This is a genomic window from Streptomyces sp. JW3, from assembly GCF_052216785.1.
Taxonomy (GTDB): Bacteria; Actinomycetota; Actinomycetes; order Streptomycetales; family Streptomycetaceae; genus Streptomyces.
The window spans coordinates 1-17,893 of sequence record NZ_JBQOUX010000140.1 but is presented as its reverse complement, the minus strand read 5'-3'; the positions used below and the strand labels follow the sequence as shown (position 1 = coordinate 17,893).

The window sequence follows — 17,893 nt, the reverse complement described above, 5'->3', positions numbered from 1 at the left end:
TGGTGGCCGGCGCCCGGGCGACGGCCGTGCCGGCCGAGCCGGCCGGCGCCGTGGAGCTGCTGTTGCAGGGCCCGGATCGGGCGGAACGGGCCCGGGGCCTGGAGAGCGAGCTGCCGCGCGGGGACCCGGTGCCGACCCTGCGGATCGACGGGGTGACGGTCGCGGTCGGGCCACCGGCCCGGTCCGGGACACTGAGCGACATCGCCGTCGCCCAGCTGGCCTGCACGGCCGCCGCCGCCCGGCTGCACCAGGACCCGGAGCTGAGCACGGTCCTGGTGACCGTGGAGCAGCCCGACGGCCGGCTGGCGGGCCGCTCCAGCGACGACTGTCCGGGGCCGGCCCGGACCGCGGAGACCGCCGACCCCGTCTCGCAGCCGCCCCGCTGACCGGCGCACGCGCCGGCTCCGTCTGGCACCCTGACGGCAGGAACCGCACGGGGAAGGAACGTCATGATCATTTTCGGCACCAAGGGGTACCTCTACCAACTGGCGATACTGACGCTGGTGTGCGGCCACTGCGGCAACCCCGCCGCCCACCCGCTGCGCAAGCGGGTCACCAAGTTCACCCTGTTCTTCGTGCCGCTGTTCCCGGTGTCGACGAAGTACACCACCCAGTGCACGTTCTGCGGCACGCAGCGGAAGCTGACCGGCGAGGAGGCCGAGCGGCTGCTGGCGCAGGACGCGAGCGGCACCGTCAGCCGGCCGGTGTGACCGCCACCGCCAGGTCGTTGCCGGCCGTGTAGTAGGGCCGTACGACCGTGCCGCCGACCGGGACCGCGGGCTGGACGTGGATGTCCGCCCGGTCCGCGATGTCGTCCAGGAGGCGGGCGACGCGGACCGGGGGCGCGGTCGCGGCGGGCCACACGTAGACCTCCCACACCCGCTTTCCGGGGCCGGCGCCCAGTTCCGCGAGGCCGACGGTGAAGGTGAAGTCCCGGCGGTCGTCGGCGACCCGGGGTGCGAGGGACCGCTCGGTGCCGGTGCCGCGCAGCCGCAGCCGTACGGCGGCCCCCGCGCCGAACTCCGCGCCGTGCAGCCGGGCCGCGACCCTCAGCGCGCCGTCGGCGACCGTGAGGGAGCCGGCCTCGGCGTGGGCGTCGCGCAGCCAGGTCCGGATCGCGAGGAACCCGTCCTTGGTGACGTAGGGGATGCGGACCGCCACCGGCGCGGACCGGTCGCGGGTGTGGCCGTCCACCAGAGCGCGCAGGTCGCGCAGGCCGGGGCGCAGGCGCCGGCGCTCGCCGTCCGGTCCGTCGGTCAGGTACACGTCCCACCGGCCCTCCGCGAGCGCCGTCCCGGTCGGCAGTACGGCGGTGTGGTGGCCGTCCCCGGCCGCCTCCAGGGCGAGTGAGTGGCGGACCCGCTCCGGCTGTCCCTTCCTGGGGCGGAGCCGCAGCAGCAGCCGTGGGTCCCGGGTGCCCGGCGCGAGGCGCAGGCCGAAGGTGATCCGGCCGTCCGCCTCGGTGGTGCAGCCGAGCCGCGGCTGCGGGCCCTGGTCCGTGGTCGTCGCCGTCATCGCCGTCCCCTCCGGATCGTGTTGAGCGCGCCGCTGCCGGTGGCGTGCACGGCGTCCCGGGCCGCGTAGCCCTGGCCGACCAGCACCTGGCGCACCGGATCGCGGCCCTGGGAGACGGGCCGGCCGGCGCGCCGGGCCTGGCGCGCCTCCTCGAGGAGCCGCTCGGCCTGGCGCACCACCGGCTCCGGGGCGAACCGCCGCGCGTTCTCCAGCGCCGAGCGGCCCATCCGTCGGCGCCGTTCGTCGTCCTGGACCAGGTCGAGCAGGGCCGCGCCGAAGGCCGCGGCGTCGCCGACCGGGACCAGCCGGCCGTCGACGCCGTCCTGGATGATCTCGCCGGGGCCGTGGGGGCAGTCGGTGCTGACCACCGGCAGCCCGCACCGCATGGCCTCCACGAGGGTCATGCCGAACGGTTCGAAGTTGGCGGCGGCGGCGCCGATCGAGCCCTTGACCCACTCGGCCTCCATGGGGGCGGCGGCGCCCATGAGGAAAACGTTCTCCGTCAGGCCGAGCCGGTCGACGAGCGCGCGCAGCCGGTCGTGTTCCTCGCCCTTGCCGTAGATGCGCAGGTGCCAGTCGGGGCGTTCGGCGACGACCCGGGCGAACGCCTCGATCAGCAGGTCGTAGCGCTTGACCGGGACCAGCCGGCCGGCCGCGACGACCAGTTTGGCGGCGCCGTCCGCGGGCGGCAGCGCGGGGTCGGGAACGCTGTTGGGCAGGGCCTCCACCCGGACGCCGGGCAGCCGCATCTTGCGCCGGTAGGCGGCGGCGTCGGCCTCGGTGACCGTGGTGAGCACGTCGAGCCGTCGGTAGGCGCGGCGCAGCGCGGTGCGCAGCCGGGAGGGGTGGTTGTCCAGGGTGAGGTGTTCCTGGCCGATCCGGGCGACGTGCTCGGGTGCCTGGAGGGCGAGGTGGACGTTGAGTCCGGGGCGGGTGCCGATCACCACGTCGGCGTCGATGCCGGCCAGACAGGCGCCGATCCGCTCGTCGGTCAGCTCGCTGTACTGGTGGTGGCGGTACTCGGCGGCCGGGAACACCTTGGCCGGCCGCAGGTGCTGGGGATGCTCCTTCTCCTGCCGCAGGTCCACCAGGGGTCTCAGCGCCACCCGGGGGTCCAGGGTGAAGTTGGGGCGCTCCCGGTGCCGCAGGACGGAGACGATCTCCACGGTGTGCCGTTCGGCCAGTGCCTGGGCCAGGTTGAACGTGGTGGTGATCGTGCCTCCGATCCCGTAGGCGTTGTGCAGGAGGAAAGAGATCTTCATGAGGGACTAGACCGGATGCGCGTACGAACGGTTGTCTGCCGTTACCACTTCGTGGTCCACCCGTTCACCTGGCGTTTCCCGGGCGGCGCGACGGCGGCCGTCACTCGTCCGGGTGACGCCCGAACGGCGCCTGCTCCGGTCGGGTGAGTGCGGACCCGGGGCGTCCTGACCCGCTTATAGGGTTTCGCGGTGACTTCCACCCCAGTTGAGACCCAGGCCCCGCGCACCGGCGGTCTGGGCACCCTGCTCGTCATGTCCTGGAGCCGCGAGGCGCCCGAGGGCACCATCCCCTACATCCTCGCCTGCCCGCGCGGGGACGGCCCGGACGGGCCCGAGGCGGAGTCGGCCGCCGCCGGACAACTGCTGGCCAACGCCGGCATCCCCGTGAAGCACGAACTCGTCGACGCGGCCCGGACGCCGAGTCTGCCGGTCACCCTGCTGGTCCTGCCGGGCGCGGCGGTCCTCACCCTGCCGCAGGTGACCGCCCAGTTCGTGCCGCCCGCCGACTGGCTGGCGGCCGCCGCCGAGCACGGCTGCGCCTACCTCATCTTCACCACCCGCCCCTGGCCCGCCGACGCGGAGCCCGGTGACGTACCGACGCTGGCCGACTTCACCTCCGCCGAGGCGACCCTGAAGTCGGCGGCCCATGTGGTATTGCCGGTGCGCAAGCTGCGCGGCTGAGAGAGCCTCCGGCGGGTGGCGGCCGGTCCGTCCGCCGGCCCTTCTCGGGCGGCCGGGGCGGCCTTGACAGATTTCGTGCTCATGACAGATTTGTTGACAGGTGCTCAACTCCCTTGTCGGACACCGGTAGTTGGTCAAGGCTGTACCCCGGCCCGGAGCGGAACGCGACGCTCCCCGGGCCGTGTGCGCGATCCCGCGCACACCCCCCACAGACGCGCGCCCCACCCCGGGCGCGCGCTGCCTAGAGGAGGACTCCCTCGTTATGGCACAACTGCGAAGCAAGAGACTCAAGTTCGCCGCGATATCCGGCATCGCGGCAGCCGCCCTGACCGGCGGGCTCACCGCGATCCCCGCCCAGGCCGCCCCGGCCGTGGGCACCGTCCTCGCGGCCGGCTCCCCCACCGCGGTCAAGGACAGCTACATCGTCACACTGAAGAAGGACACCGGGCTCAAGGCGACCTCCGCGGCCGGCAAGGACGTCGTCGAGGAGTACGGCGGCACGGTGAAGAAGGCGTACCGCAGCGCGCTGAACGGCTACACCGCGACCCTCTCCGCCACCGAGGCCGCGCGGCTGGCCGCCGACCCCGCCGTCGCCTCCGTCGAGCAGAACCAGCGCGTCACGCTCGCCGACACCACGCAGTCCAGCGCCCCGTGGGGGCTGGACCGCGTCGACCAGACCTCCCTGCCGCTGTCCGGGACCTACACCTACCCGGACACCGCGGGCAGCGGCGTGACGGCGTACGTCATCGACACCGGCGTCCGCATCACCCACAGCGACATCAGCGGCCGCGCCTCCTACGGCTACGACGCGGTCGACGGCGACACCACCGCCGCCGACGGCAACGGGCACGGCACGCACGTGGCCACCACCATCGCGGGCACCACCTACGGCATCGCCAAGAAGGCGAACATCGTCGCGGTCCGGGTGCTCGACAACAGCGGCTCGGGCACCACGGCCGGGGTGATCGAGGGCATCGACTGGGTGACCGACAACCACTCGGGCCCCTCGGTCGCCAACATGTCGCTCGGCGGCGGCGCCTCCTCCACCCTGGACACGGCCGTCCGCAACTCCATCGCCAGCGGCGTCACCTACGCCATCGCGGCCGGCAACAGCGCCGCCAACGCCTCCTCCTACTCCCCGGCCCGGGTCACCGAGGCCATCACGGTCGGCGCCACCACCAGCACGGACGCCCGGGCCAGCTACTCCAACTACGGCTCGGTGCTGGACATCTTCGCGCCCGGCTCCTCCATCACGGCCGGCTGGTACACCAGCGACACGGCGACCAACACCATTTCCGGTACGTCGATGGCGACGCCGCACGTGGCGGGCGCCGCGGCGGTCTATCTGGCCGGCCACACCTCCGCCACCCCCGCGCAGGTGTCCTCGGCCCTCACCGCCGGCGCGACGGCCAACAAGGTCACCAGCGCGGGCACCGGTTCCCCGAACCGGCTGCTGAAGATCGTTCCCTGACGACCGGGAAGCCCCGCGGACGCGACCCGTCCGAAATCCCGTGACGCCCCCGGAGGCCACTCGCCTCCGGGGGCGTTTCACTGGGCCCAGATGCTCAATCCTGCATGGAAACACTGTGTTTCAATCATGCCCGATCATCAAGTCAGGCGTTTCGGACCCTTGACACAGTCGGGATCCGGTCGATTTACTCCCGGTCAGCGCCGATGTCGCAAGACCGGCCGGCGCCAGAGGTACGCCCAGCCGGTAGCTGGCCCCGCGCCAGGAGCCCGGCCAAAGTCGCCAGGACCGCTCGCGGTGTCCGAGGCGGGGCCGTGCCCACCAGACCGGGAGCTCGTGCCATGAGCCGTCAGCGGATGCCGGCGATGGATGCCGCCCGACCGGATGCCGTCCGACCGGATGCCGTCCGACCGGATGCCGTGCGACCGGATGCCGTGCGACCCGGCGCCGGCCCCTCGCGCCGCGGGGTGCTGCGGGCCGGCGGCGGCGCCGTGCTCGCCGGGGCCGCGGGGGCGGCCGTCTCCGGGTGCGGGGCCGCCACCGACGACGGGGTCGCCGCCGACGGCACGGTCACCATCGAGGTGTGGCACGGCCAGGCCGACACCGCGAAGAAGGTCCTGGAGGGGCTGGTCGCCGACTTCGAGCGCGACCACCCCAGGATCCGCGTCGACCTGGGCGGCGGGGTGCTCTCGGACGTGATGCTCCAGAAGGTGACCGCCGCCCTGGCCGCCGGTTCCTACCCCGACATCGCCTACATCTTCGGCTCCGACCTGGCCCGGGTGGCCCGCGGCCCGCAGGTCGTCGACCTCACCGGCACCGTCGACGCCGGTCCGCTGCCGTGGAAGAACTACTGGGCCGCCGCCCGGGACGCGGTCACCGTCAACGACCGGGTCAGGGCGGCGCCGGCGGTGCTCGACGCGCTCGCCGTGGTCTGCAACAAGCGGCTGTTCCGCGCGGCCGGCGTGGACCTGCCCGAGGCCGGCTGGAGCTGGCGGGACTTCACCGAGACCGCGCGCCGGCTGACCGACAAGGCCGCGGGCCGGTTCGGCACCGGCTGGCCCGGCACCGGCGACGAGGACACCGTCTGGCGGCTGTGGCCGATGATCTGGGACCTCGGCGGCGACGTGATCGACGACAGCGGCAAGGGCATCGGCTTCGCCGACAGCGGGGTGCGCGCTCTGGAGGTGGTGGCCGATCTGGTCCGCGACAAGAGCGTGTACGTCGATCCCAAGCCCGGCAGCGAGCAGATGTACCAGGTGTTCCAGTCCGGCCGGATGGGGATGGTGGTCACCGGCCCCTGGCAACTGCCCGACATCGGGACGGCGAAGGTCGACTACCACGTCGTCCCGCTGCCCAGCTTCAGCGGCAAGCCGGTCACCATCTCCGGGCCCGACACCTGGACCCTGTTCGACAACGGCGCCGCCCGCACCCGGGCCGCCCGCACCTTCGTCACCTGGCTGACCCAGCCCGCCCAGGACGTCCGCTGGGCGGTCGGCGCCGGCAGCCTCCCGCTCAGCCGCCGCACCGAGGACCAGCCCGCCTGGCGGCGCAAGGTCGCGGACACCGAGGGCCTGTCGGTCTTCACCGAGGCGCTCGACAGCGCCCGGGTCCGCCCCGTCCACCCGGCCTACCCGGAGGTGTCGCAGGCGCTCGGCCAGGCCATCGTCACCGTGCTGCTCGGCCGCGGCTCGCCCGCCGCCGCGCTGCGCTCCTGCGCCGACGAAGCCGACGCCGCCCTGCTCATACCGCGTTGAGGAGCCACCCCGCCATGGAGCGCCTGCCCCGAGCCATCACCCTCGCGGACCCACCGGACCACCGGCGCCGGGCCCTGGCCCGCAAACGCCGCGCCGAGACGGCCACCGCCTGGGCCTACGTGTCCCCCGCGGTCCTGATCGTGCTGGGCCTCAGCATCGTCCCGGTCGTCTGGTCGCTGCTGCTGTCCTTCCAGGCCAGCGACCTGGTCACGCCCAGCCGCTGGGTCGGCCCGGACAACTACCGCGCCCTCGCCCAGGACCCGCACTTCAGCCAGGCGGTCCGCAACACCCTGCTGTACACAGTGCTGTACGTGCCGCTGAGCATGCTCGGCGGCCTGCTGCTGGCCCTGGTGCTCAACCGTCGCATCCGGTTCGTCGGTCTCTACCGCACCCTGATCTTCGTACCGTTCGTGCTGTCGGCGACCGCGCAGGGCGTGCTGTTCTCCTTCATCCTGGACCCGGAGTTCGGCGCCGCCAACTCGGTCCTGCACCATCTCGGCGTCTCCGCCCAGGGGTTCCTCACCGACCCCGGGCAGGCGCTGCTGGTGCTGGTGGCGATCACCCTGTGGAGCGGCACCGGTTTCTGCGTGGTGGTCTACCTGGCCGCCCTCCAGGACGTCCCGCAGTCCCTGATCGAGGCCGCCCGGCTGGACGGCGCCGGCCGGCTGCGCCTGCTGCGCCACGTCACCCTGCCCACCCTCACCCCGGTCACCGTCTTCCTCGTGCTGTGGCAGACCATCAACTCGCTCCAGGTCTTCGACCTGGTGTACGTCACCACCAAGGGCGGGCCGCTGGGCTCCACCACCGTGATCGTCTACTTCATCTGGGAGCAGGCGTTCAAGAACGCCACCGCCGGTTACGGCGCGTCGGCCGCCTACGTCCTGGCCGTCGCCCTCGGCCTCGCCGCCGGGATCGTCCGCCTCGCCCGGCGCCGTGCGCGCCTCAGTCCGGAAGGGGCCCGCTCATGACGGCGACCACCTCGGCCCTGCCCGCCGCCCGCACCACCGGGGCGGCCGATCCCGCCGGGTCCGTACGCCGCCGCCGGCGGCTGCCGTTCAGCCCCTGGCACCTGCTGCTCGTGCCGCTCGCCCTGACCTTCGCGGTGCCGCTGGGATGGCTGCTGCTCAGCTCCGTGATGAGCGACGCGGAGATCAACCGCTTCCCGCCCGCGCTGTGGCCCTCCGGCATCGATCTCGGCGGCTACCGCTATGTGCTGGGCAACGCGATGTTCCCGCGCTGGTTCGCCAACTCGCTCATCGTCTCGGCCGTCACCGTCGCCGCCAACCTCGTGTTCGGCTCGCTGGCCGGGTACGCCTTCGCCCGGATGCGGTTCGCGGGCTCCCGGCTGCTGCTGGGGCTGATGCTGGCCACGATGGCGGTGCCGTTCCAGCTGACGATGATCCCGACGTTCCTGGTGATGAAGAAGCTGGGGCTGATCGACACCCTCGGCGCGCTCATCGTGCCGTCGCTGGTCACGCCGTTCGCGGTGTTCCTGCTGCGGCAGTTCTTCCTCTCGCTGCCCCGGGAGCTGGAGGAGGCGGCCTGGATCGACGGCTGCTCCCGGCTGCGGGTGCTGCTGCGGATCGTGCTGCCGCTGTCCCGGCCGGCGCTGAGCACGGTGGCCGTGCTGACCTTCCTGACCACCTGGAACGACCTCACCTGGCCGCTGATCGCCATCAACCACGACACCCAGTACACGCTGCAACTGGGCCTGACCACCTTCCAGGGACAGCACCACACCAAGTGGTCCGCGGTGATGGCCGGGAACGTGCTCACCGTGCTGCCCGTGCTGCTCGCCTTCCTCGGCGCGCAGAAGACGTTCATCCAGTCCATCACCTCCAGCGGCCTCAAGGGCTGACCACTCCCGCACACCTGAGAACAACCTTATGGAAGGCCCATGCCGCACACCTTCGACCTGCTCGTCGTCGGGGACGCCAACCCGGATGTCGTGCTCGGTCCGCTCGACGCCCCGCTCGCCTTCGACCAGCACGAACAGCTCGTCCCCGACGGGGCGCTCACCCTCGGCGGCTCGGCCGCGATCATGGCCTGCGGGGCGGCCCGGCTCGGGCTGCGGGTGGCGTTCGCCGGCCGGGTCGGCGACGACGACGCCGGCCGCTACGTACGGGACGCCCTCACCGCGCGCGGCGTCGACACCCGGGGGCTGCGCGTCGACCCGGAGCTGCCCACCCCGCTCACCGTGGTGCTGACCCGGGCCGGAGTGGAGTCCGACCGGGCCATCGTCACCGCCCCGGGCACCCTGCGCGCCACCACCCCCGAGGACGTCCCGGCCGACCTGCTGGCCGCCGCCCGGCACGTGCACGCCGCCTCCTACTTCCTGCTGCCCGCGCTCGCCGCCGGGCTGCCCGGCCTGCTGAGCACCGCCCGCGCGCACGGCGCGACCACCTCCCTCGACACCAACGACGACCCGGCCGGCCGCTGGGACCCGGCCGGCCTGGCCGCCGTCCTGCCGCACACCGACTACCTGCTGCCCAACGCCGCGGAGGCCCGGAAACTGGCGGGCGGCACCGCGGACCTCACCGAGGCCGCCACCGCGCTCGCCGGGCGCGGCCCGGTGACCGTGGTGAAGAACGGCGCCGAAGGGGCGCTCTGCCACGACGGGCACACCGTGACCCGGGCCCCGGCCTTCCCGGCCCGGCCGGTGGACACGGTGGGCGCCGGCGACAGCTTCGACGCCGGTTTCGTGGCCGGTCTGCTGGCCGGACTGCCGCTCGCCGGGGCGCTCGAACTGGCCGCCGTGTGCGGTGCGTTGTCCACCCGCGCCGCCGGCGGCACCCCCGCCCAGCCCACCTGGGACGAGGCGTACTCCCTGATCACCCGCGAACGGAAGAACCCCGCATGAGCACCGCGCACCCGACCGCCCCCAAGATCGCCTTCATCGGCGCCGGCAGTGTCGTCTTCACCCAGGGACTGCTCGCCGACCTGTTCGCGTTCGACGAGCTGAAGTGCGCGCACATCGCGTTGCACGACATCGACGCCGAGCGCCTCGCCACCGCCGAGGCGGCGGCCCGGTACATCGCCGCCGAGCGCGGCGCCCGGCCGACGGTCACCGCGCACGCGGAGCGCCGCGCGGCGCTGGCGGACGCCGACTTCGTCATCAACATCGTGCAGGTCGGCATGGGCGAGGCCACCCGCACCGACTTCGAGGTGCCGGCCCGCCACGGACTGCGCCAGACCATCGGCGACACCCTCGGCGTCGGCGGCATCTTCCGCGCACTGCGCACCTTCCCACTGCTCAAGGCGCTCGGCGAGGACATCGCCGCGGTCTGCCCCGACGCGTGGCTGCTCAACTACACCAACCCGATGGCGATGAACGTCCAGTACCTGGCCGAGGCGACCGGCCTGACCCGGGTGGTGGGCCTGTGCCACTCGGTGTACTGGACGATGCAGGGCCTGTGCGAACTGGTCGGCGTCCCCTACGAGGAGGTCACCTACCACGCGGCGGGCGTCAACCACCAGGCGTGGGTGCTGCGCTGGGAGCACCAGGGCCAGGACCTGTACCCCCGCCTGGACGCGCTCGTCGCCGAGGACGAACAACTGCGCCGGCGGGTCCGGGTCGACATGTACCGGCGGCTCGGCCACTACCCGACCGAGACCAGCGAGCACTCCTCCGAGTACGTGCCGTGGTTCCTGCACCACCCCGGCGAGATCGACCGGCTGCGGCTGCCCATCGGGGCCTATCTGGACATCGTGGCCGAGAACGTGGCCGAGTACGAGAAGACCCGGGACGCGCTGGCCTGCGGCGCGCCGCTCACCGTCGAGGGCACGATGGAGTACGCGCCGCAGATCATCCACAGCGTCGTCACCGGCACCCCCCGCACGGTCTACGGCAACGTGCCCAACCGCGGCCTGATCGACAACCTCCCCGCCCGCGGTGCCGTCGAGGTCCCGTGCCTGGTCGACGCGGCCGGCGTGCAGCCCACCCGGATCGGTGCGCTGCCGCCCCAGCTGGCGGCCCTGAACCGGACCTACCTCAGCACCACCGACCTGGTGGTACGGGCGGCGACGGAGGACGACCCGCGGCACATCCGGCACGCGGCGATGACCGACCCGGCGACGGCGGCGGCGCTGCCCGTCGAGGAGATCTGGCGGCTGTGCGACGACATGGTCCGCGCCCACGCGGACCGGCTTCAGCCGTCACTGCGGGCCGTACTGGGCACCTGACGGAGGTCACGGTCCGCCGGTGACCGACCGGACCACCGCACGGGCCGCCGCCGACCGGGTGAGGACCTCGGTGCTGTCGACGAACTGGTCCACGGCACCGCCCGGCGGCAGCGCCCGGACCGCCGGGTCGGTGATCCGGGCGGTCAGCGCGTCGGCGAACCGCTCGGCGCGCAGCACCCGGAAGGGCCGGCCGTGGTAGGGGCGGGTGGCCGGATCCACCGGGTCGGTGAGACCGAGCCGGTTGTGTTCGGCCGCGACGGTCTCGTACGCCGTGCCCAGATGCCGCTCCCGGGTGCCCGGGCCGGTGGCGGCGAGGGCCGCGCGGAGCACCGGAGTGAGCCGGGCGGCGCCCGGCACCCGGGCGAAGGCGCTGCCGAGCCACTTCGGGTACGGCGGGTAGCGGCGGTCCATCAGCAGGCACAGCCGCATCAGGTCGCGGACCAGCCGGGCGGCGACCACGGCGGCGCCGAGTTCGTCGCCCACTTCGCCGCAGCGCCCGACGAACGCCTCCTCCTGGCAGACGCGGCGCCACTGGCAGGCCAGCACGTGCAGCCACAGGTCGTGCGGGTACCAGGCGAGCCGGGCGCGCGCGGCCGTCAACTCGCCGAGCCCGTCGTGGAAGACGGCACCCGAGGTCACCTCGGCGAGCCGCTGCGCCGGGGCGGACAGCCAGTCCGCGAGGGACACCCCCCGGCCCGGGTCGAAGCCGAGGCGGCCGGTGAACCAGGTGCCGGAGTCGGTGATGTCCACCGCGTGCCGGACCGGCCCGTCGGTCGCGGCCATCACCCGGATGCCGGCCTCGGCGGTGGCGGCGAAGTGGGTGGGATGGCCCAGGAAGGTCTTCGGCAGGCCGGTGGCGAGCCGGTCACCGATCGCCGGGGCGTGCCGGGCGAGGTCCCGCGGCCGCAGGAAGAGTTCCAGCCGGGCCCCCATTCGTGGTCGCGGGAGCGCGCGGTGTCGAACCCGAGCACCTCCGAGCCGGGCGGCGGAGTACCGGATGCCGGGGGCGGCCGCGTCCACCAGGGGCCGGACGGCCTCGTGGAAGAAGCGGCGGGAGAGTTCGAGGCCGGGGACGAAGGCGGGCGGGGTGGTCATGCGGGGAGAGTGCCCAAGGGGCCGACGGCCGGGCGACCGGTTTTCGGCTGCCGTACTCCACTCCCTGGGCGGTGCGGCCGGTGTCCGCCGCGGAAAACCGGAGGCGGCCGGCGTACCGGCGGCGGTACCGTCCCCGGATGCCTGATGAGGACGGATACTTCGGAGCAGACGTCGCGGCGGCCTACGACGAGTCGTCGGCGGACATGTTCCGGCCGGAGGCCGTGCACCCCGCGGTCGATGTGCTGGCCGAACTCGCCGGTGGTGGAAGGGCGTTGGAGTTCGGGGTGGGCACCGGGCGGCTGGCGCTGCCGCTGGCCGCGCGCGGCGTGCCGGTGCACGGCGTCGACCTGTCCCGGGCGATGCTGGACCGGCTGCGCGCCAAGCCCGGCGGTGACGGCGTCGGCGTGACGGTCGGGGACTTCGCGACGACCCGGGTGGACGGCGTCTTCGCCCTCGCCTACCTGGTGTTCAACACCATCAACAACCTGACCACGCAGGACGCCCAGGTGGACTGCTTCCGCAACGCCGCCCGGCACCTGGAGCCGGGCGGCCGCTTCGTGATCGAGGTGGGGGTGCCCGCGCTGCGCCTGCTGCCGCCCGGGCAGAGCGCCGTACCGTTCCACATCTCCGACACGCGGTGGGCGTTCGACACCTACGACGTCGTCACCCAGGCGATGAGTTCGAACTACGTGACCGTCGTCGACGGACACGCCACGCACCGGTCCATCCCGTTCCGGTACGTGTGGCCGGCCGAGCTGGATCTGATGGCGCGGCTCGCGGGCCTGCGGCCCTGCGCCCGCTGGGAGGGGTGGTCGCGGGCGCCGTTCACCGCCGAGAGCACCGGGCATGTGTCGGTGTGGGAGAAGCCGGCGGAGTGACGGCGGGCGCCGCCCTGCCCCGGTGTCCCGGCGCACGGCCGACTCGGCTGCCCTCGCGGGCAGTCGGCCCTGCCTCGGCGGCTCCTGACGCCACCCGGCCGGGACGCTATCTTCCGTGCGTGAGTATCACGTCTTCCCGGCCGCCGTACCCCGCGCGCCGTCGCACCCCCGTCGCAGCGACGGTCCGGCCACCGCGCGAGGGCGCCGTCGCTCCCGTGGCGGACGGCCGGTGAACGACGAGCGCACGACGGGGGCACCGGCCGCGCCCGGTCAGCCGTTCCCCGCCGACACCGGACACTTCGGCCCGCGAGTCCACACGGAGCCCTTCGGCCCCACACCCCCGGAACTGGAGCCGCGGCCGGAGCCGGAGCCGGACGAGCGGCCCGCCCAGCAGAAGGAGCGGCGCAAGCGCCGGGGGCCGGGCCCGGTCGTCCTGCTGGTGCTGCCGGGTCTGGTGACCCTGTCCGGGGTGGCGGGCTTCTTCGCCCTGAACGGCGGCTTCCCCGTCGAGGCGGAGCAGGAGGCCGGCCCCGAGCAGGCCACGGCGGCCGATGTCGACGACTCCTACATCCCGTGGCTGCGCAAGGCGGCCGACGGGTGCGCGGTCGTCACCCCCTCCGTGCTCGCCGCGCAGATCGACCAGCTCTCCGGCTGGAGCAACGACACGGGGAAGCTCTCGGGCCAGAAGGGCATCGCCGCCTTCACCGACGACCAGTGGCAGAAGTGGGGCAAGGACGCCGACGGCAACGACCGCTCCTCGCCCCGCGATCCGGCGGACGCCATCATGGCCCTCGGCCGGCAGGACTGCGCGCTGGCCGCCGAGGTGACCGACCTGCGCACCGACGGCCGGGTCAACGGCGACCTCGCCGATCTCACCCTCGCCGCCTACGCCCTGAGCGTGGACGAGGTGGCGGGGGCCGGGAAGGTGCCCGACGGCGCGCGGACCTACCTGTCCGAGGTCGACAAGCTCCTGCCGCGCTACGAGTCGCTGGACCAGGAGAGTTCGGGCGGGGCGCCCGCCGCGGCCGGTGCGATCCTCGCCGCGCCCGTGCAGACGCTCACCGTCACCTCGCCCTACGGCTCCCGCCAGCACCCGCTGACCGGGGTGACCAAGCTGCACACCGGCGTCGACTTCGCCGCCACCCAGGGCTCCCCGGTGTTCGCCGCGCGCGGCGGCCAGGTCGTCTTCGCCGCGTCCACCAGCGCGTACGGCAACCGCATCGTGGTCGACCACGGCACCATCGAGGGCAAACGGCTCCAGACGACGTACAGCCACCTGTCGGCGATCGAGGTCGCCGTGGGCCAGACGGTGGAGACCGGAACGCAGCTCGGGCGGGCCGGTTCCACCGGCCTGTCCACCGGCCCGCACCTGCACTTCGAGGTCATCTACGACGGCTACTACTCCGACCCTCAGCCCTGGCTCGCCCCTTCGGGCTGACGGAAGGCGCGGGCGGGGCGGCCGGCCGTGCAGTGACGCCGGGATCGGGCGGGTCGGTGCGGCGCTCGCCGGTGACCTTGGCGGACGGCAGCCGGCCCGCCCTGGACGTCCCGGTGAGGGTGTCGCCGTCGACCGTCACGGCGAAGGCGAGGTTCAGCCGCAGCGGCTTGGTGATGGCCTGCTTCCAGGGTCAGCCGGTCGCCGTCGAGGACGACGTCGGTCAGCGGCACCTCCTCGTCCGCCGCGCGGGCGGTGCCGGTCAGGGCGCCGTCCCGGCGGCGGAGTTCGACGGCGGCCGTCAGTTTCCCGATGGGGGTGTACATGGTCAGGTCCCAGACGCCTTCGACGGAGTGCATGACGCGGTACTTCCTCACGGTGTGATCGGGGGGGGCGGGGGAGGCGGGGGGCTGGTGGTCAGCTAGTCAGAAGGAGGCCGGTCGCGGGCCGGTGGCGCGCCAGACGATGCCGCGCCGCTCGTGGGCGAGGAGTTCCTCGACGGCGTGTGCGACACGGGGGCCGATCTCGCGGTCCAGGAGGTGCAGGGCGAGGTCGAGTCCGGAGGTGACGCCGGCGCCGCTGACCAGATCGCCGTCGTCCACCACGCGGGCGGGCACGGCGTGCGCGCCGGTGGCGTCCAGCAGGTCCATGCCGAGGTGATGGGTGGTGGCGTGGCGTCCTTCGAGCAGGCCTGCCATGGCGAGGAGCGCGGAGCCGCCGCAGACGGTGGCGACCGTGACCTCGGGATGGGCCATCGCCGTCCTCATCAGCTCGGGCAGCCGGGTGGTCAGGGCGCGGCCGAGCCGTACCGGGACGAGGTCGTCCGCGTCCTCCTCGCCGGGTACTTCGCCGGGTTCGCCGACACGGCCCGAGGCGCCGGGGACCAGGACGCAGCCCGGACGTTCCGGGTCCAGGGCGGCGCTCGCGCGCAGCGTCAGGCCGCCGGTGCCGCCGACCACCTCGCGGGGCCCCTCGGCACAGACCAGCGCCACGCTCACCGCGCCGCCGGTGGCGGTGCGGCCGCCGTGCGGGACCTCGAAGGGGGCGATGACATCGAGCGGGTCGAAACCGTCGAACAGGACGATCTGGACGTGCATGGCACTTCCTCACGAAGGGCTGGGAAGGGTGGGTCGTCCCCGACGCCAGGCGCCGGGCGGCGCGCCTCCCAGTGGCGTGAGTGACACCTTGCGACGGGAAAGTGCCAGCCGCCGGATTTCGGGTTGCTGGCCAGTTCAGCGGGTCTTCTACGTTCTTCACCCGCCGCAGGTGGCGTGAACGGCATCCCGGCGGCACGGTACGTTCCCGTCATGCACACCATCGCCGTACTCGCCCTGGACCAGGTGATCCCGTTCGACCTGTCCACTCCGATCGAGGTCTTCACCCGTACCCGGCTGCCGGACGGGCGCCCCGGCTACCGGATCCGGGTGTGCGCGGAGGAACCGGAGGTGGACGCCGGGGCGTTCACGCTGCGCGCGCCCTGGGGGCTGGACGGACTCGAGGGCGCCGACACGATCATCGTGCCCGGTACGGCCACCGCGTCGGCGCCGCTGTCGCCGGCCGTCCGGGACGCGCTGCGGGCGGCGGCGCGGGACGGCACCCGGATCGCCTCGATCTGCTCGGGCACCTTCCCGCTGGCCGCCACCGGCCTGCTGGACGGCCTGCGGGCCACCACGCACTGGGTCGCGGCCGGCCTGCTGGCCGTGCGGTACCCGGAGGTCGAGGTCGACCCGGACGTCCTGTACGTGGACAACGGGCAGTTCCTCACCTCGGCCGGCGCCGCCGCCGGACTGGACCTGTGCCTGCACATGATCCGCCGCGACTACGGCTCGGCCGTCGCCGCCGACGCCGCCCGGCTGTCCGTGATGCCGCTGGAACGGGAGGGCGGACAGGCCCAGTTCGTCGTCCACGACTACGCGCCCCGGCCCCAGGGCTCCGTGCTGGAACCGCTGCTCACCTGGCTCCAGGAGAATCTGGGCCGCGATCTCACCCTGGCCGACATCGCCGCCCAGGCCGGGACCAGCACCCGGACCCTGATCCGGCGTTTTCGCGAACAGACCGGCACCACCCCGCTCCAGTGGCTGCACCGCGCCCGCGTCCGCCGGGCCCAGCACCTGCTGGAGACCACGCGCCACCCGGTGGAACGCATCGCCACCCAGGTCGGCTTCGGCTCCCCCACCGCCTTCCGGGAGCGGTTCAAGCGCACCACGGGCGTCAGCCCGCACGCCTACCGCCGTACCTTCTCCTCACCCGCCCCTCACTGACCCGCGCAGCCGCCCGGCCTCCGCCAGGGCCCGTGCGGCGGCGGCCGCCAGCCGGGGCCGGTCGCGCACGAACCGCCGGGCGGCCCGGGCCGGTTCCCGCGCCAGCAGGTGGACGGCGGCGCCCGGCACCGGACGGACCACCGCGCCCTCGTACACCCGCAGGTCGCGGGTCTTGAGCGACTCCTTGTAGCGGGCCGGCCCGGTCCCGAGGTCGACCATCCGGACCCCGTCGGCCGCGGCGGCCTCCAGCATCCGCAGGTGCAGCACCAGGCCGGGCGAGTACTTGCCGTAGGCGCGGTCGTAGGCCGGGAACCACCAGGAGAGCACCGTGGCCGAGCGCAGCCCGAAGTGGGCGGCGACGGGCCGGCCGGCGGCGTAGAGCACGGAGAGCAGGCCGCGGCACTCCGGTTCGCCGCTCTGGGCGAGCAGTCCCACCAGCCCGTTGATCCACTTCTGTGCGAAGCGGTCCCGGCGGCCCGTGCGGCGGTACTGCGCCGACTTCCACCGCATGAGTTCCCGCAGCACCGCCGGGTCCCGGGAGTCGAGGACGAAGCGCACCTCGCCGACCTGCCGGGCGAGCCTGCGTTCCTTGGCCCGGGTCTGTGCGACGAACCCCGGGGCCGTTTCGCGCAGTCGCTCCAGGTACCGGTCGAAGCCGGCGTCGATGTCGACGACCGGGGAGGCGAGTTCCTCGACGGCGTGCGCGGCGAAGGTGTGCTGGCCGTCCTCCAGGCTGTCGAACTCCCAGGACGCCAGGCCGCACGCCCGCAGCAGCCGGCGGGCGTCCACCCCGACCCCGGGGCGCAGGACGGCCCCCTGACTGTCCGAGACGCCGAGCCCGATGGCCCGGCCCCGGCCCAGGGGGCCCTTCTCGTAGGGGAAGTAGCCGGCCGGCGAACCGTCCTCCTGGAGGACCGCGACCCGGGCCCCCGGCCGGACCCGGCCGACGGCCGCGGTGAACGCCGGGTCGAGGAACGGGTTCGCCGGTGCCCCGGACAGGGCGCGGATCTCCCGCCACAGCTTGATGTCGTCCGGCCCCAGTTCGTCCGGCCGCAGAACCAGAATGCGCTTTCCCGGCATGGCTGTCGCCTCCCGTGTGGTCGGATCGAGGACACCCGCGGGCCTGTTCGTCACCGTGTCCGGCGCCAGGCAGTCGGCGGGCCGCACGGCGCAGGCCCCGTCACCGCTCGCGCCGCTCAGCAGCGAAACGTCTGGAGGAGATCCGTGCCCGGGGGCGGGCCGCCGGGGGTCGGCCGTTCGACGGTGACCGCGCCCCGGGGTGCCGTACCGGCGCGGCCGGCCGCGGACTCCCGTACGGGGGCGCCGGTGAGCGCGCATCCGGCGCCGGCCGCGCCCGCGGTC

15 protein-coding genes and 3 pseudogenes are annotated in these 17,893 nt (G+C 73.9%); 12 read left to right on the top strand and 6 right to left on the bottom strand.

The window, feature by feature from the left end:
- Nucleotides 1-386: pseudogene (locus tag ACTT8P_RS34725) on the top strand (hypothetical protein); the annotation flags it as partial.
- A gap of 63 nt (nucleotides 387-449) precedes the next feature.
- Nucleotides 450-710: a zinc-ribbon domain-containing protein gene (locus ACTT8P_RS34720; RefSeq protein WP_442835782.1), complete on the top strand. Its 261-nt coding sequence runs from the start codon at nucleotides 450-452 to the stop codon at nucleotides 708-710.
- Here the strand turns inward: ACTT8P_RS34720 and ACTT8P_RS34715 are convergent.
- Together ACTT8P_RS34715 and ACTT8P_RS34710 are read right to left on the bottom strand one after the other, a co-directional pair.
- Nucleotides 694-1,515, bottom strand: coding sequence for a transferase (locus ACTT8P_RS34715; RefSeq protein WP_442835781.1), 822 nt, complete (start codon nucleotides 1,513-1,515; stop codon nucleotides 694-696). The two genes, ACTT8P_RS34720 and ACTT8P_RS34715, sit on opposite strands and share 17 nt — an antisense overlap.
- Nucleotides 1,512-2,777, bottom strand: a complete 1,266-nt coding sequence (locus tag ACTT8P_RS34710; RefSeq protein ID WP_442835780.1) for a glycosyltransferase family 4 protein — start codon at nucleotides 2,775-2,777, stop codon at nucleotides 1,512-1,514. The genes ACTT8P_RS34715 and ACTT8P_RS34710 overlap by 4 nt, the downstream gene beginning before the upstream one ends.
- A gap of 189 nt (nucleotides 2,778-2,966) precedes the next feature.
- Between ACTT8P_RS34710 and ACTT8P_RS34705 the strand changes: the two genes are divergently transcribed.
- From ACTT8P_RS34705 to ACTT8P_RS34675, 7 genes are all read left to right on the top strand, one after another.
- Nucleotides 2,967-3,458 (top strand): DUF5949 family protein, encoded by a 492-nt coding sequence (locus ACTT8P_RS34705; RefSeq protein WP_442835779.1) that lies wholly within the window; start codon nucleotides 2,967-2,969, stop codon nucleotides 3,456-3,458.
- Between the two features lie 262 nt (nucleotides 3,459-3,720).
- Nucleotides 3,721-4,929 carry a S8 family peptidase gene (locus ACTT8P_RS34700; RefSeq protein WP_442835778.1) on the top strand — a complete coding sequence of 403 codons (1,209 nt, stop codon included), beginning with the start codon at nucleotides 3,721-3,723 and terminating at the stop codon, nucleotides 4,927-4,929.
- Nucleotides 4,930-5,360: 431 nt separating this feature from the next.
- Entirely contained in the window at nucleotides 5,361-6,680 is a 1,320-nt protein-coding gene (locus ACTT8P_RS34695) for an ABC transporter substrate-binding protein (RefSeq protein ID WP_442835777.1), read from the top strand.
- A 14-nt stretch (nucleotides 6,681-6,694) separates the two neighbouring features.
- The gene (locus ACTT8P_RS34690) at nucleotides 6,695-7,648 is read left to right on the top strand and encodes a carbohydrate ABC transporter permease (protein ID WP_442835776.1); all 954 of its coding nucleotides are present in this window, start codon (nucleotides 6,695-6,697) and stop codon (nucleotides 7,646-7,648) included.
- Nucleotides 7,645-8,538: a carbohydrate ABC transporter permease gene (locus ACTT8P_RS34685; RefSeq protein WP_442835775.1), complete on the top strand. Its 894-nt coding sequence runs from the start codon at nucleotides 7,645-7,647 to the stop codon at nucleotides 8,536-8,538. The genes ACTT8P_RS34690 and ACTT8P_RS34685 overlap by 4 nt, the downstream gene beginning before the upstream one ends.
- A gap of 39 nt (nucleotides 8,539-8,577) precedes the next feature.
- Nucleotides 8,578-9,540, top strand: a complete 963-nt coding sequence (locus tag ACTT8P_RS34680) for a carbohydrate kinase family protein (RefSeq protein WP_442835774.1) — start codon at nucleotides 8,578-8,580, stop codon at nucleotides 9,538-9,540.
- Nucleotides 9,537-10,862, top strand: a complete 1,326-nt coding sequence (locus tag ACTT8P_RS34675) for an alpha-glucosidase/alpha-galactosidase (protein WP_442835773.1) — start codon at nucleotides 9,537-9,539, stop codon at nucleotides 10,860-10,862. The genes ACTT8P_RS34680 and ACTT8P_RS34675 overlap by 4 nt, the downstream gene beginning before the upstream one ends.
- A gap of 6 nt (nucleotides 10,863-10,868) precedes the next feature.
- Here ACTT8P_RS34675 and ACTT8P_RS34670 read toward each other — a convergent pair.
- A pseudogene (locus ACTT8P_RS34670) lies at nucleotides 10,869-11,957 on the bottom strand (DUF4037 domain-containing protein).
- Nucleotides 11,958-12,094: 137 nt separating this feature from the next.
- Here ACTT8P_RS34670 and ACTT8P_RS34665 point away from each other — a divergent pair.
- Both ACTT8P_RS34665 and ACTT8P_RS34660 read left to right on the top strand, forming a co-directional pair.
- Complete coding sequence (locus tag ACTT8P_RS34665) at nucleotides 12,095-12,835, top strand: class I SAM-dependent DNA methyltransferase (RefSeq protein ID WP_442835772.1); 741 nt, start codon at nucleotides 12,095-12,097, stop codon at nucleotides 12,833-12,835.
- A gap of 229 nt (nucleotides 12,836-13,064) precedes the next feature.
- A complete protein-coding gene (locus ACTT8P_RS34660; protein ID WP_442835771.1) occupies nucleotides 13,065-14,273 on the top strand; it encodes a M23 family metallopeptidase in 1,209 nt (402 codons plus the stop codon).
- A 49-nt stretch (nucleotides 14,274-14,322) separates the two neighbouring features.
- Here ACTT8P_RS34660 and ACTT8P_RS34655 read toward each other — a convergent pair.
- Both ACTT8P_RS34655 and ACTT8P_RS34650 read right to left on the bottom strand, forming a co-directional pair.
- Nucleotides 14,323-14,629: pseudogene (locus ACTT8P_RS34655) on the bottom strand (hypothetical protein); the annotation flags it as partial.
- Between the two features lie 66 nt (nucleotides 14,630-14,695).
- Nucleotides 14,696-15,367, bottom strand: coding sequence for a DJ-1/PfpI family protein (locus ACTT8P_RS34650; protein ID WP_442835770.1), 672 nt, complete (start codon nucleotides 15,365-15,367; stop codon nucleotides 14,696-14,698).
- 210 nt (nucleotides 15,368-15,577) lie between these two features.
- Between ACTT8P_RS34650 and ACTT8P_RS34645 the strand changes: the two genes are divergently transcribed.
- Nucleotides 15,578-16,531, top strand: coding sequence for a GlxA family transcriptional regulator (locus ACTT8P_RS34645; RefSeq protein ID WP_442835769.1), 954 nt, complete (start codon nucleotides 15,578-15,580; stop codon nucleotides 16,529-16,531).
- Here ACTT8P_RS34645 and ACTT8P_RS34640 read toward each other — a convergent pair.
- Complete coding sequence (locus ACTT8P_RS34640) at nucleotides 16,514-17,611, bottom strand: GNAT family N-acetyltransferase (protein ID WP_442835768.1); 1,098 nt, start codon at nucleotides 17,609-17,611, stop codon at nucleotides 16,514-16,516. The two genes, ACTT8P_RS34645 and ACTT8P_RS34640, sit on opposite strands and share 18 nt — an antisense overlap.
- Between the last annotated feature and the right edge of the window lie 282 nt (nucleotides 17,612-17,893).